Raw genomic sequence first — 12764 nt, forward strand, 5'->3', positions numbered from 1 at the left:
GGCGCCCTCCCGCCGAAGCCGACATGCAGCGATATTTCGGCACCACTCCTCCCACCGTCCACCGCATGGTGCTGGAGCTTGAACGCCGGGGGCTCATCCGGCGCAGCGCCGGACAGGCCCGCAGCATTGAACTGCTGCTGGCCCCGGAACTTCTGCCCGTCCTACGCTGAGTCGCTCAAAACCAATCGGTCAGAACCTCTGTGCCGAGGTACTAGGTTGGACGCCGCTGCGGAGGGACTCGCGCGGCGATGCGAGGAGCGGGATGGCCGGTCGCGAAGGGGCTACGGGAAAGAAGGCGCGGAAGACATTGGGACGCCCCGCTCGGCTGTCCCTCCCCCTCGTCACCGAGGCCGCCGCGAAGCTCGTGCGGGAGAGTGGGCTGAAGAGCCTCTCGATGCGCGTGCTGGCGGAACGAATCGGCGCGACCCCCATGGCCGTCTACAAGCACGTCGGAGACCGCGAGGAGCTCGTATCGCGGGTCGTGGAGCACGTCTTCGAGCAGCTCTCGCTGCCCGATGATTCGCTCGCGCCGCTGGACTGGCTGCGGGAAGTGGCGCTGCGCGTCCGCGTGCTCGGCCTGACACACCGGGGAGTGATGGACTTTCTTCTAGAGGAGGGCCCGGCCGTCCGCGGCGCGCTCCTCGTGTTGGAGCGCACCGTCAGCAAGCTCCACGAAGTGGGCGTGCCCTGGAGCGAGGCCGGGGACCTGCACAACACGTTCTTCTCCTGGCTCGCGGGCACCATTCGCCGCCAGGAGCAGTGGGCCGGCAGGTCCGAAGACGCGCCCCCTCCCCTCCAACGCTTCCACGCCGCCGCCCTCGCCCTTCCTTCCAAGGACTACCCCGGTGTGAAGCACACCCTGGCACGCATGCGAGCGCTGGATGTCGACGCGGAGTTCCAGAACAGCCTCGACTTCATGCTGGAAGGAATCGGCCGACGCATCCAGCGTCATCAGGATGAGGCCCCGCCCGCGAAGAAGCCTCGCCGGAAGGCGTGAGCGCCGCGCCACGGGAGAGCGATTGGACGCACCCGGCGGAAGCCAGCGACTCGTGAAGGCAACACCGCGAGGATTCGGTGGGCACCTCGCGGGCAGCGCCTGTCATCAACCGGGGCGAGTGGTGCCGGGTCATTCGTACCAGGTCGGCACGAGCTTCCGGACCTCCGGAAGCGCGGCGACGTCACAAACCATGGTCCACGCGGCGGGCGTGAGCGCACCGTGGCGTGCCTCGCATTCGGTTTCGCCGGTGGGGATGAAGTAGAGCGTCTCCTTCGGCAGGTCGCAGCCGGCGCGGCCTCGGGAGGGGTTTGCCTCGATGGAGGGGGCGAGCGCTTTCACGCGGGCGAGCAGGGCTTCGTCCCCCGTCGGCAGGCAGAACTCCACCGAGCCATCGTTCATGCACCCTGTCTCTCGGCTGAACCTGAGCTTGTGTGTCGGGCAGGCCTCGCCCTGGACAGAGGGGGCACCGGAAGGCCGCGCGCGTGGCGGACCCGGCGACGGGGTAGCGCAGGCCGACAGCGCGGCGAGCAACAGGCACGGCATGGCGAATCGTCTCACGGAGCTTCCTTTACACGCCTCCTTCACTGTCGGGGAAGCGCGAAGTCGCCCGAGAGACAGGTCCACGAAGGCGGGGCCATCCAGTCCCAAAAGACATCACACGACTAAGGGAAATCCACAGGACTGTGACAACTCCACCTCGATGAAGTGACAGTCCAGGGGGTGCGGGCCAAGGCGGAAGAGTGCTAAACCCAACGAAGTCTCACAGCGGCCTCCACGGCCACGAAGCGCTCCACCCAAAACCAGCCGTCCACGCAGCCCGAAGTTCGCTCCACCCGTCACGCTCATCCGCGACGAAGAACTCCGTCCATACAGCGACTGTCCATCTCCAGGGGCACGGGGGCAAACCACAAGGGGAGACACGACATGCTTCAAAGCATGAGTCTGCTGTCGCTATGCCTGCTCACCAGCCTGCCAGCAACACCCGTCACACCTGGAGTCACCGCGGCGCCACAACTCGAATCGCCAGACAGCCCATTCTCCCTGCTCCCCGTCCCTCCACGCGTCCCAGCGCTGCCCTCCGCGACAAAGACTGAAGACACCGGGCCCGCTCGCACGATGCTCCCGGAAGACGCGCCCAACTGGCTCCAGATGCGCGGCACCAGCGGCCTGGACCAGGGAACGGATGTCGCGGCGTCCTGCGAAGGCGTCTATGCGGTGGGCTACACCACGGGCAGCTTCGACGGGAGCACCACTGCCGTCGGGAGTGACTGGTTCCTGGCCAAGTACAATCTGGCGGGCGCGTTTCAATGGGCCCGCCAGCATGGCGCGCCCGCCACCTCCGCCAACCCCAACCCCGCGGACTTCGCCGAATCCATCGCCACCTTCGACGTCGGCGGTCGATGCAACGACCCCGTCATCTATGTCGCCGGATACACCTCGGGCAACCTCGACGGGAACACGAACGCGGGCAGCTCCGATGCCTTCCTGACGAAGTATGACAAGAAGGGGACCCGCATCTGGACCCGGCTGTTCGGCACCCCGACCGCCGACCGCGCGACCTCCGTCGCCACCGACAAGAACGGCAACATCTACATCGTCGGGTATTCAGCCACGAGCTCTTCGGGGACCGATGCCTTCGTCGTGAAATACGACGCAGCGGGGACCCTGCAATGGTCGAAACCGCTCGTCAGCAGCAACAACAAGAACGACCAGGCCCGGGGCGTCGCCACGGACGCCAATGGCGACATCTACGTGGGCGGCCACACCCACGGCAATCTCGGGGGAAACAATACGGACAGCAGCAGCCTGACCAGCGACGTCTTCATGGTCAAGCTGGGCCCAACGGGCACCCAGATATGGGCGAAGCAGTTTGGAACCACCACCCAGGATGTGATGGAGGACCTGGCCACCTCGCGACGACTCACCGGCGAGATTGATATCTATCTGGTCGGCTACACCATCGGGAGCTACGCGGGAACCAACCCCAGCGCCGAGTACGATGCCCTGCTCCTCAAGTTCCGGCCCGACGGCACGGTCCAATGGCAGCAGCAGTTCGGAACCGCCGGACGGGACATGCTGTACGGAGTCACCTCCGACGGCGGCGGTACGGTGTACGTGACGGGCATCAGCAACCACGACATCAAGACCGGCGCCCCGCTTGACAGCGGAGACCTGGCGGAAACCGATGTCTTCATGAGGAGCTTCAGCGCGACCGGAGCCCCGTTGAAGAGCCGGCAGATCGGCTCGACCCACCCGACGCTCCCCAACGCCGAGTTCGACATCGGCGCGGGCATCGCCGTCGACACGGGGGCAGGGGTGTACATCGTGGGCCACACCGACGCGGCCTTCCCCACCCTTCGCGCCACGTCTCAAGGCAGCACCGACCTGCTGGTGTTCAGGTACCTGGAAGGCTGCACCATCACGACTCCAGGCCAATGCCACCTCAGCTATGGCTGGGGAGACCCGCACTACGTGACCTTCGACGGCTATGCCTATGACTTCCAAGGGCACGGAGAGTTCATCCTCGCCGAGTCGACCGTCGGCGACCTTCACATCCAGGCCCGCCAGCTCCCCTGGAACGGCTCTTCCCATGTCAGCGTCTTCAAGGCCGTCGCCGCCAGGCTTGGCACCGAGCGAGTGGCCTACTACCTGGGGGCTTCGCCTCCCTTCAAGATCAACGGCCTCGCGGTTCCCATCACCAAGGAGACCCCGCTGCGCGACGGAGGGCGCATCATCCCTCGGGGGAGCGGATACGTCGTCGAGTGGCCAACCGGAGACCACCTGGTCATCACTCCCGTCGGCTCCTACATGAATGTCGACGTGCTGCTCTCCCCGGCGCGCAGAGGCAACGTCCGGGGGCCCCTGGGCAACTTCAATGGCAACCGCGCCGACGATTTCGTCCTGCGCGACAACACGCCACTCGCCGCGCCTCCGTCGTTCGCGCAGATGTATGTCGGCCCACAGGCCTACGTGAACAGCTGGCGAATCTCCCAGGCGGAGTCACTGTTCGACTATGCCGCGGGCGAGTCCTCCTCCACGTTCACCAACTTGAACTTCCCTCTCGCACCGCCGTCACCCACTCCCGCCCAGCGGCAGCAGGCCCAGCAGGTCTGCCAGAACGCGGGGGTCACCCAGATCGCCACGTTGTGGGCCTGCATCACGGACGTGTTCGTCACCAATGACACCTCGTTCGCCAGCGGCGCCGCGGCCGTCCAGACCAGTGCCCAGACCCAGGGCACTCCGCCTCCTCCCCAGCCCGCCCCCCAGTCCGTCTACCTGGTCAACTTCGAAGCGGGCGCTGGCGCCGGTGAGTGGAGCTCCCAGCTCAGGAGCACGGTGCCCGCGGGAGGCCGCACCTTCCTCGGCGAGTTCAGCAACGAGACCGTCAGTCTCACGCTCCCGTCCCTGCCCCCGCACACCACGGCCACCGTCAGCTTCGACCTGTATGTCATCAATGGCTGGGATGGCAACGGCGCCTTCGGCCCCAGCCGCTTCCGGCTGACGGCATCGGGACTTCCCCTCCTGCTCGACACCACCTTCTCCAACACGCGGAGCAGCCAGTCGTATCCAGGGAACTACCCCGCGGTGAACGCGGCCGGAGCAGGCGCTTTCGAGCGAAACACCCTCCTGTATCCCATGGGGGACTCGGTGTACCGGCTCAAGTACACGTTCAACCACTCGGCCACGAACCTGACGCTGTCCTTTGCCGCGGCGGACCTCTCCGGAATCAATGAAGAGGCCTGGGGTCTGGACAACGTCGAGATACAGCTCCAGTAGCGCCCACCAAGGCAACATGCGGCCCTTCCACTCCGTGGCTCCGGGTGGAGGGGCCCCTTGCCTGGAGCCAATCCCATGAAAAACCATCTCGGGCTGTTGCTCGCGGGGACTTGCACGGCCCTCGCCGCGGGTTGTGGTGCTTCCGAGGAGGCCCTCCTCGAAGGACCTGCCACCACGCGCGCCTCCGCGAGTGTCGAGGACGCCGCCTTCACGACGCTCGACTACCCTGGCTGCGAGCAGGACTATTCCGACCACAACACGCCGGTGCTCTACGAAGGAATCACCACCGAGCGCAAGGCATGCAGTGGCGAGACGTCCACCGTCTTCGTGAACTTCCTTCACGAAGTCCCAGCGGGCATCACCCTCGACCTGTTCCAGGCAAACAGCTTCGGGAAGTTCGGGCTGGACGACAAGCTCGCGCAGCGCGCGCCGTTGCATCTCGTCAAGCTCGACACCTTCGTGAATCCCTGGGGCGTGCCGATAACACGCTATCGGATCTCCATCAGCTACACCCTGGTCGAGTCCGAGTACTGCCGGCATGCCACCTTCTCGGCCGCCTACCAGCTCGCCACCCATTGCCCCGAGCTGCCGACGATTCGCTCACCGCCGCAGACCGACTCGCTCACTCCCAAGACGTACGCGGTCTATCCCTTCACCGTCTCCAGTGCCAGCAACGCAGGCGCCCACAAGTTCGTGGCCATTCCCTCCGTGACCTCGTGTTCCGAGTGTCACAAACCGGCCTTGGGGCCCACTCCCGAGCACGTCTTCGAGTACCGCCGCACCGGCACCACCCCGTGGTCCACCATCACTCGCGGCGACTACCTCGCGTTCGAGGTGACCGTGGCCTCGGCGGGCGTCTACGAGTTCAGGTCGAAGGGCCGGCTCAAGCCCAATGGCAGCTACTCCAGCTACTCCCCAGTCTCCGTCCTGTACGTCCCGTAGCCATGAAGCCAGCCCCTCCAAATCGAGTCAGGGAGTCATCATGAATGCATTCTTTCAAGGCCGGTGCTTGTTCCCCAGAGGTGTCGCCCCCACGCTGCTCGCCGCATTCGTCGGGCTCGTGGGGGGCCTGGCTTGTGATGGGGAGGAGACCCGCCTCTCACACGAAGTGGGCTCACCCGAGGCCTCCACGGACCTGACGGCCGTTGTTTCTCCCATGGCCTCGGAGGCCTCGCTGGCCTCGCTCGCGCCCCGTTGGGAGGCCACCGGGTCCCTGAGCATCGACCGACACAGGGCCGCCAGCGTGCGCCTGAACTCGGGCAAGGTGCTGGTGGCGGGTGGGTACTCGTACAACAGCAGCTCCAACAACTACCTGGCCAGCGCGGAGCTCTATGACCCGGCCACCCGGACCTGGTCCATGGCCGCGTCCATGGCCGTCAATCGCGACGGGCCCGTGGCCACCTTGCTCGCGAACGGAAAGGTGTTCGTCGTGGGCGGCTACACCAGCACGGGCAGGACGGCGACCGCGGAAGTCTATGACCCGGCGACCAACTCCTGGTCCGCCGCCGGCGCGATGCGCACGGCCCAGGAGGACTGCACCGCGACGCTGCTCACCAACGGCAAGGTGGTGGTGACTGGCGGCTACGTCTCCACCCCTGAAGTGTATGACCCGGCGACCAACACCTGGTCTCTCGCGGGAGCCCAGAGTCCGACCCGGTTGGGCTCGACGTCGACCTTGTTGCCCAACGGGAAGGTGCTGCACGTCGGGGGATGGGATGGAGCGACCCACGCCACGGCGCGCCTGTATGACCCCGCCACGAACGCCTGGTCCGCGACCGCGTCCATGGCCACGGCGCGTTGGGACCACACGGCGACGCGCCTGCCCAACGGAAAGGTGTTGGTCGTGGGCGGTTGGGAAGATGTGGCGGCCGCGGAGCTGTACGACTCCACGACCAACACCTGGTCCCCCGCCGGAACGATGAGCACGCCCCGGGCGTTCCACACCGCCGCGCTGGTGGATGGCAAGGTCCTGGTCACCGGCGGCCACACCAGCAACAACCGGAACACACGGCAGTCCGCGGAGCTTTACGACCCCGCGACCAACACCTGGTCCCTCACGGCCCCCATGGCGACCGCCCGCTCCTGGCACAGCGCCATCACGCTCGTCGATGGAAACATGCTCGTCACGAATGGAGGGCGGACCTCCGAGCTGTACACCCTCTCCTCCGCCCCCATGGGCAGGGTCGCGCAGGGCTACACGTGCGGCGCGGCCGACACCTTCACCCCGAGCTGCGTCTACAGCGCGTCCCCGGACGCCACCTATGCCTGGACGGCTCCGTCGACCGGCCTGTTCACCTTCACCACCGCCGGCTCCGACTTCGACACCGTCCTCGAGATTGTCGACAGCACCACGAGCCAGTCGCTCGGCTGCAACGATGAGGCGAACAGTTCGACGTCCCAGTCCTCGCTGACACTCTCACTCGTCGCGGGACAGAAAATCACCGTCAAGGTCGAAGGCTACAGCGTCCACTGCGGCAACTACGCGCTCAACATCCAGTAGCGACGCGTGGGGCGGGAGCTGTTCATCAGCCAACCCGCTGCCGGAACGTGGCGCCTCCGGAGACAAGGCCCACGCCGCGCCAGGACCGCTGCGGCTTCGTCACACAAGCCGCAGTCGCGTCTCCCACCGGATTGAGCCCGTGTCCGAGTCATGGTCTAGGCATCCGCACCATGCGCTCGCAGATGTTGCGGTCCCTCCTCGGACTGATGCTTGTCATTCCCTTCCGCGCCGTGGAGGCCCGGCCCGTCCAGGCGGAAGCCCAGCTCTGGTACACCGTGTCGGCACAGGGCGGCATCGGAGAGCACTTCCTCTACTACCTGGAGGCGCAGCCGCGCTTCAGCAAGGACGACGGCCGCGCCATCCTCCGCTCGGCGGGAGGCGTGCGGCTGTTCCAGGACATGTCCCTGTGGCTGGGCCAGGGCTGGATTCCGCTCTGGGTCTGGGATGGGGACCCCGCGCTGCGGCAGGGTGAGAGCCGCCTCTATCAGCAGTACCTCTACACGCCGAAGCTGGGGTCCGTGCGAGGGACGCTCCGGGCGCGCTTCGAGCAGCGCTTCCTCTCCGGGACGACGGAGGTCTCCCTCCGCGCGCGCGTCATGCTCCGCGGTGCCCAGCCCGTGGCCGCGGAGGGGCGCCTGTCACTGATTCTCTGGGACGAGGTCTTCTACCACCTCAACTCGGTGGAGGGCGGTCCCAGCGCGGGCTTCGACACGAACCGCGTGTTCCTCGGCGTGGGCTGGAAGTACGCAGACCACTCTTCCGTGGAGGTGGGCTACCTCAACGCCTTCATCCGCCGGCCCTCCTCCGAGGCGGATCAACTCATTCACGCGCTCTCCGTCTCCATGCCCTTCAACTACTTGTAGCAAGGCGAACGGCGCTCCGGCCCCATTCCCTCGTGCCTGGGGTGTCTTTGCCCCAGGGGGCAGATGACCGATAAACAGACATCACTGTGTGTTTCCGAAACACTTCGTAATTTCCCCACAATCCGCAGTAATTACGCGGAGCTGCGTGAAGCGCCGTCAACACTCTTTACGCGTTGGAGCGGAACACCTGGAGCACCCGTAGTCCATGTTATACGCCATTTGCGGGTTTCTCACCCTGCGAGATTGCTTGGCCCATCGATTGCTCAAGGCCCGGAGCGCGTCAGGCCGCAGCTGGTGGACACCAGGCGGATGACGCGTCCCCCCGTAGTCTGAATGGACGAGGAATCTCCGATGCCCGTGTTCCAGAAGATGTTCAAGGGAGCTGCTGTCCTCGCGATGACCGGTAGCGCGCTGCTGACTGGCTGCGGCACCGACACGCAGGTCGATGACGCACAGCACGAGCAGGAAATCATCTCCAACCTGGTCGAGGCCGGCTTCCCGGCGAACGACATCATGGTGGCGGATGGCGACGTGTACGTGGGCCGCGACGCCCATGTGACGCTCGAGGCTTCCCGCGAGATGCTGCGGCCCGTCGAGGCCGGCCCGGAGCAGTACCGCACGACCAACCTGGTCGCCTCCAGCATCACGCGCATCTGCATCGTTCCGACGGCCGCGTTCAACGGCTACGCGCGCCTGAGCCAGGGCCTGGACCTGGCCATCGCGAACTACAACGCGCTGGGCCTGAGCTTCACCATGGCGCGTGGCAGCACGGGCACGTGCAGCGCGACCATCTCCGCGCGGACCACGACCGGCACGGGCGGCTCCGCGGGCTTCCCCTCCGGCGGCCGTCCCTACGGCACCATCAACATCGGCACCGGCCTCAACACCTACAGCGTGGGCGTGAACGAGCACGTCATCACCCACGAGCTGGGCCACACGGTCGGCTTCCGTCACTCTGACTATTACAACCGCGCCATCAGCTGCGGCTCGGGTGGCAACGAGGGCACCGCGGGCGTCGGCGCCATCCACATCGCCGGCACGCCGACCACGGCGTCGACGGGTGGCTCGCTCATGAACTCCTGCTTCCGCTCGACGGAGACGGGCAACTTCACCGCCTCCGACCGCACCGCGCTGACCACCCTGTACTAGTCCTGGCGCGCTCCCACGGATTCAATCCTGACGCCGTGGAGGTGCTCCTCGAGGGCTCCGCCCTCACCGCCCGAGCCTCCAGTCCGCGACTCACGTCCGGGCTGGAGGTTCGCGGCTTCATGCGGTGTGGCCCCGTGTACCGAATCAGTTCTCTTCGGAGCGCTGGGACGTCACAAGCCAGCCCTTGCCGTCGAACTGGTAGAACCAGGTGGCGTTGCCCTCGCCCCGGTCGACCAGCCCCTGACTCGAAGCCATCGGGACGTAGCGCTGAAGACAGCTCACCTCGCGCGGCAGCGCCAGGACCTCCCGCACGTGCCCGCCGCGCGTGAAGAGCACCCGCACGGGGACGGACTGGTTGCACGAGTAGCCTTCGCCCGGGAAGGCGTAGTCCGGCGCTCCGTCCTGGTCGAAGTCACCCCGCACGCACGGCCATCCGTCCTTTCGCAGGACGTCCAGGTCCACGCCCACTTCCTCCAGTCGAGGCGCCGCGTCGCCGACCGTGCCCACGCACAAGCACCGGGTGCTCGTCTCCGTGTCACAGCCCTCATCCGCGAGCGCGAGCGCCACGCGTGACGGCGTCTCCTCGCCGCGCAGTGGCGCCTCCGCGCACCCCACGGCCACTGACAGCACAGACGCCCAGATGCAGGTCCAAGGTCGCTGAATCACGTATCGATGCCTCCTGGGGAAGTCCGATTGCAAGCCACGTGCACAGGTCCGTGCGGCCCTGGGGCCACACCTCCGTCGATGGGACAAGGCTCGTGACGCGGTCATGGCCCGCGAGCGCGTGGCGGCGGTTGACGTCCACCCCGTCATGGTCGAGGACGGGGGGATGATTGAACTGCCCCCGGGTGCCTCCATGAAGGACTACCAGCACTACATCCACGAGCTGGAGGCCCTGCATGGCTGGTTGAAGCTGGACCTGGTCCACAACTGCTTCCTCATGGGAGAGGAGGTGGGCGAGGTGTTCAAGGCGGTGCGCCGCCACGAGAAGCTCTATGACGAGGGACGCGGCACGCCCACCGAACAGGCCCGTGCCCATGTCGGCGAGGAGCTGGTGGACGTGTTCAACTACCTGCTGGCCATCGCCAACCGCGTCGGTGTGGACCTGGAGCAGGCCTTCCGCGAGAAGAACGCGCGAAACCAGCAGCGCACCTGGAGCTGAGCCAGGCGCCCCGGTTCAGGGCCCCTCACGTCTTGCGCACTGACTTCTTCTTTTCGCGCTTGCCACCCTTCGATTTTCGCGTGGACCGCTTGTCGACCACCTTGGGCTCGTCGGTATCGCTGTCGTCTTCCCCCTGGCCCCCGCGCGACTGTTGCTTCTGCTCGCTGGAGCTGGAGGAGGCCGGACCGCTCCGAGTCGCGGCGGCTCCGTCGAGAATTCCATCCGCGCCGCCAGCGGACAGCCCCGCGGCCTCGCCGAGCCCATCGCCCACATGGTCCGGCAACCGGGGCTCGGGGACCACGATTTCGGCGGTGTTCCCCTCGTCGTCATACACGGCGGATTCCCAGGCAGCCTCCTCGTAGGCCCGCTTCCAGGCGATGACGTAGGACTTCCGCCAGGCATTGATATAGGCGACACGCTCGGCGGCGTCCGCGCTCCCGCGAGTCGATGCCTCTCTGATGAGGTGGGCACCATCCGTCCGCGCCTGCAGCTGCGTGTAGTGGTCCTCGATATAGGGAATGGCGTCGGGCGCCGGAACGGGAGCGGGCTCATCCAGCTCTGTCTCCTCGAACACCACCTCCCGATACTTCTCCTGGAAGTACCGGGTATAGGTGAGGGCGAACTCCGCCTCATAGGCCTGCCGGGCGGGCGTATCCGTGAGGTTTGTCACCGCGGCGCGCGGAATCTCGCTCAGGACAATCTCCCGGTTGCGCAGGACCGTTTCGTTGGCGCGGTCCGTCTCCCACCTGAGGGGCCCGGATGGGTGGTTCCTCCCCACCTGTTCGGCCAGCTCACCCGCATCGAAGGGTTCGTCCTTGTAGTGGTGGACGAAGTTCGCCACGGGAACCCTGGCCAGATCGATTTCCACCTCGCCATAGCCGCTGAAGCCCACGCCATGATTGGAGGTGATGTCTCCAGGCGTGGACCGGGCCGACAGCAGCTTTCCAACGCCCTTGCGAGTCTGGAGGAAGGACAGCAACCGGGGCTCGTTGGGGATTTCGTCCAGCTGCGTGTTCGCGTGAGTGTTGAGCCACTCCAGGTCGCTCACCTTGCCCTCCCCCACGTTCCGGACCCGCGGCGTCGGCGCTCCCGTGCTCGCATCGAAGTTGTAACCGAGTCGCCCTTCCGTGAGGTGACCCCGATTCATGGGCGTGAGCGCCCGGCCTTCCTTGAGGGCCTTGCGCTCGGGAGGGGTGATGCCGCGCCAGGCCTGGCGCCGAAGCATCCGCCCTCGGACCCGCACGTAGTCCCTGTCGCTGGGCCCCTCCAGGGTGTGTTTCTTGTAGATGTTGGCGACGCCATGCGCGGCCGGAGTCGCGAGCAGATACGCCGCGTTCCCCCTGAGGATGTTTGCCAATGGAGCGCCCTGGTAGGAGATGACATCTCCCGCCACGCTGAAGTCCTCATCGCCCCCCAGACGCGTCACCAGTCCCTGGGGGGTGAGCTCGGCGTTCTCCAGCGCATGGGAATAGGCTGTCTGGGCTTCAATCTCATCCTCGTGTCCGTCGAAGTCGGCGACGGCGGCGGCCTTGCCAGCCTTGACCTCCTCCTTGTACGCCGCATGGATTTCGCGGAGCCGCTGGTGCCCCGCGGATTCGCGAGCCGCATCCTCCACGCGGAGCCCGAACTTCGCGCCGCCCACGCGCTGGATGGGGGCGTTCGGCGAGCGGCCTCCCAGGCTCGCCGCCAGCTTCGCCTGCGCCACCACGCGGGGGCCCTGATTGAGGCGCGCCCCGAGCGCTTGCAGGGCAGCCACCCGGGGATGTGCCCCTCCCTCCATCCGCTCGTCCCGAGAGGTGACCTGCTCGACCATGGGCACGTCACGCCGCGGCTCGAAGCTCTTCACGACACACTCCTCGCGCTGGAGTCCCAAGCCTGACACGCGGGTCTGTCCTCCACCCACGGAGTCGGTGAGGGCGGGACGACCCGGCAGTGCGTGAGCACCCCGCGCTTCCACTGTCAGTACGACGCGCCGCCGCTGACCGCCGGGTGCCCATCTGTGGAGAGACACCAGGGAGGCGAGCGTCGCGCGCGGCCTGGAGGAACGCGGCTGCGTCCCCATGAAACGCAGTGCCGACCTCGCGCCTGAGCGCGGGTTGCGATCCCACCGCTCCACCCAGGGTCGGAAGGGACACGTCGGCGCGCGGTCCGAGCCCGGGCAGCAGTCACGGCCCCCCGCCACAGTCGCGCGTCCGTCCGCCGCTCGAGGCGGGCCGCCTCCTGGGCCCATGGAATGGGGCGAATCAGCCCTCGCCGCGTCCACGGCACGAAATGTGGATTGCAGGCAGGTGGCACGTGCGACGTCCGCCTGCTGGC

General features: G+C 66.8%; 11 protein-coding genes. 8 read left to right on the plus strand and 3 right to left on the minus strand.

Features of this window, described 5'->3' with window-relative positions; translation table 11 throughout:
* Positions 1–23: 23 nt before the first annotated feature.
* A complete protein-coding gene (locus FJV41_RS54980; RefSeq protein WP_368773775.1) occupies positions 24–170 on the plus strand; it encodes a helix-turn-helix domain-containing protein in 147 nt (48 codons plus the stop codon).
* A 92-nt stretch (positions 171–262) separates the two neighbouring features.
* Positions 263–997: a TetR/AcrR family transcriptional regulator gene (locus FJV41_RS25700; protein ID WP_141645191.1), complete on the plus strand. Its 735-nt coding sequence runs from the start codon at positions 263–265 to the stop codon at positions 995–997.
* Positions 998–1126: 129 nt separating this feature from the next.
* Here the strand turns inward: FJV41_RS25700 and FJV41_RS53870 are convergent, their stop codons facing one another.
* A complete protein-coding gene (locus tag FJV41_RS53870) occupies positions 1127–1396 on the minus strand; it encodes a hypothetical protein (RefSeq protein ID WP_246137408.1) in 270 nt (89 codons plus the stop codon).
* A gap of 525 nt (positions 1397–1921) precedes the next feature.
* Here FJV41_RS53870 and FJV41_RS25710 point away from each other — a divergent pair.
* The 5 genes from FJV41_RS25710 (at position 1922) to FJV41_RS25730 (ending at position 9286) form a co-directional block, all read left to right on the plus strand.
* Entirely contained in the window at positions 1922–4774 is a 2853-nt protein-coding gene (locus FJV41_RS25710) for an SBBP repeat-containing protein (protein WP_141645193.1), read from the plus strand.
* A gap of 75 nt (positions 4775–4849) precedes the next feature.
* On the plus strand, positions 4850–5716 hold the full coding sequence (locus tag FJV41_RS25715) for a hypothetical protein (RefSeq protein ID WP_141645194.1): 867 nt from the start codon (positions 4850–4852) through the stop codon (positions 5714–5716).
* Between the two features lie 40 nt (positions 5717–5756).
* Positions 5757–7274: a Kelch repeat-containing protein gene (locus FJV41_RS25720; RefSeq protein ID WP_181790932.1), complete on the plus strand. Its 1518-nt coding sequence runs from the start codon at positions 5757–5759 to the stop codon at positions 7272–7274.
* A 206-nt stretch (positions 7275–7480) separates the two neighbouring features.
* Positions 7481–8137 carry a DUF2490 domain-containing protein gene (locus tag FJV41_RS25725; RefSeq protein WP_246137409.1) on the plus strand — a complete coding sequence of 219 codons (657 nt, stop codon included), beginning with the start codon at positions 7481–7483 and terminating at the stop codon, positions 8135–8137.
* Between the two features lie 351 nt (positions 8138–8488).
* Complete coding sequence (locus tag FJV41_RS25730; RefSeq protein ID WP_141645211.1) at positions 8489–9286, plus strand: zinc-dependent metalloprotease; 798 nt, start codon at positions 8489–8491, stop codon at positions 9284–9286.
* 144 nt (positions 9287–9430) lie between these two features.
* Here FJV41_RS25730 and FJV41_RS25735 read toward each other — a convergent pair whose 3' ends face one another.
* Positions 9431–9952, minus strand: coding sequence for a hypothetical protein (locus FJV41_RS25735; protein ID WP_141645197.1), 522 nt, complete (start codon positions 9950–9952; stop codon positions 9431–9433).
* A gap of 103 nt (positions 9953–10055) precedes the next feature.
* Here FJV41_RS25735 and FJV41_RS25740 point away from each other — a divergent pair, with 103 nt between their 5' ends.
* Entirely contained in the window at positions 10056–10448 is a 393-nt protein-coding gene (locus FJV41_RS25740; protein ID WP_246137410.1) for a MazG nucleotide pyrophosphohydrolase domain-containing protein, read from the plus strand.
* A gap of 25 nt (positions 10449–10473) precedes the next feature.
* Here FJV41_RS25740 and FJV41_RS25745 read toward each other — a convergent pair whose 3' ends face one another.
* A complete protein-coding gene (locus tag FJV41_RS25745; RefSeq protein ID WP_141645198.1) occupies positions 10474–12330 on the minus strand; it encodes a hypothetical protein in 1857 nt (618 codons plus the stop codon).
* Between the last annotated feature and the right edge of the window lie 434 nt (positions 12331–12764).

Source organism: Myxococcus llanfairpwllgwyngyllgogerychwyrndrobwllllantysiliogogogochensis (genome assembly GCF_006636215.1).
Taxonomy (GTDB): domain Bacteria; phylum Myxococcota; class Myxococcia; order Myxococcales; family Myxococcaceae; genus Myxococcus; species Myxococcus llanfairpwllgwyngyllgogerychwyrndrobwllllantysiliogogogochensis.

What these genes read in the sequence shown, in the direction of transcription:
- FJV41_RS54980 (WP_368773775.1), top strand. Translation starts at nt 24, where the DNA reads ATGCAGCGATATTTCGGCACCACTCCTCCCACCGTCCACCGCATGGTG.
- FJV41_RS25700 (WP_141645191.1), top strand. Translation starts at nt 263, where the DNA reads ATGGCCGGTCGCGAAGGGGCTACGGGAAAGAAGGCGCGGAAGACATTG.
- FJV41_RS53870 (WP_246137408.1), bottom strand. Translation starts at nt 1,396, where the DNA reads ATGAACGATGGCTCGGTGGAGTTCTGCCTGCCGACGGGGGACGAAGCC.
- FJV41_RS25710 (WP_141645193.1), top strand. Translation starts at nt 1,922, where the DNA reads ATGCTTCAAAGCATGAGTCTGCTGTCGCTATGCCTGCTCACCAGCCTG.
- FJV41_RS25715 (WP_141645194.1), top strand. Translation starts at nt 4,850, where the DNA reads ATGAAAAACCATCTCGGGCTGTTGCTCGCGGGGACTTGCACGGCCCTC.
- FJV41_RS25720 (WP_181790932.1), top strand. Translation starts at nt 5,757, where the DNA reads ATGAATGCATTCTTTCAAGGCCGGTGCTTGTTCCCCAGAGGTGTCGCC.
- FJV41_RS25725 (WP_246137409.1), top strand. Translation starts at nt 7,481, where the DNA reads ATGCTTGTCATTCCCTTCCGCGCCGTGGAGGCCCGGCCCGTCCAGGCG.
- FJV41_RS25730 (WP_141645211.1), top strand. Translation starts at nt 8,489, where the DNA reads ATGCCCGTGTTCCAGAAGATGTTCAAGGGAGCTGCTGTCCTCGCGATG.
- FJV41_RS25740 (WP_246137410.1), top strand. Translation starts at nt 10,056, where the DNA reads ATGGCCCGCGAGCGCGTGGCGGCGGTTGACGTCCACCCCGTCATGGTC.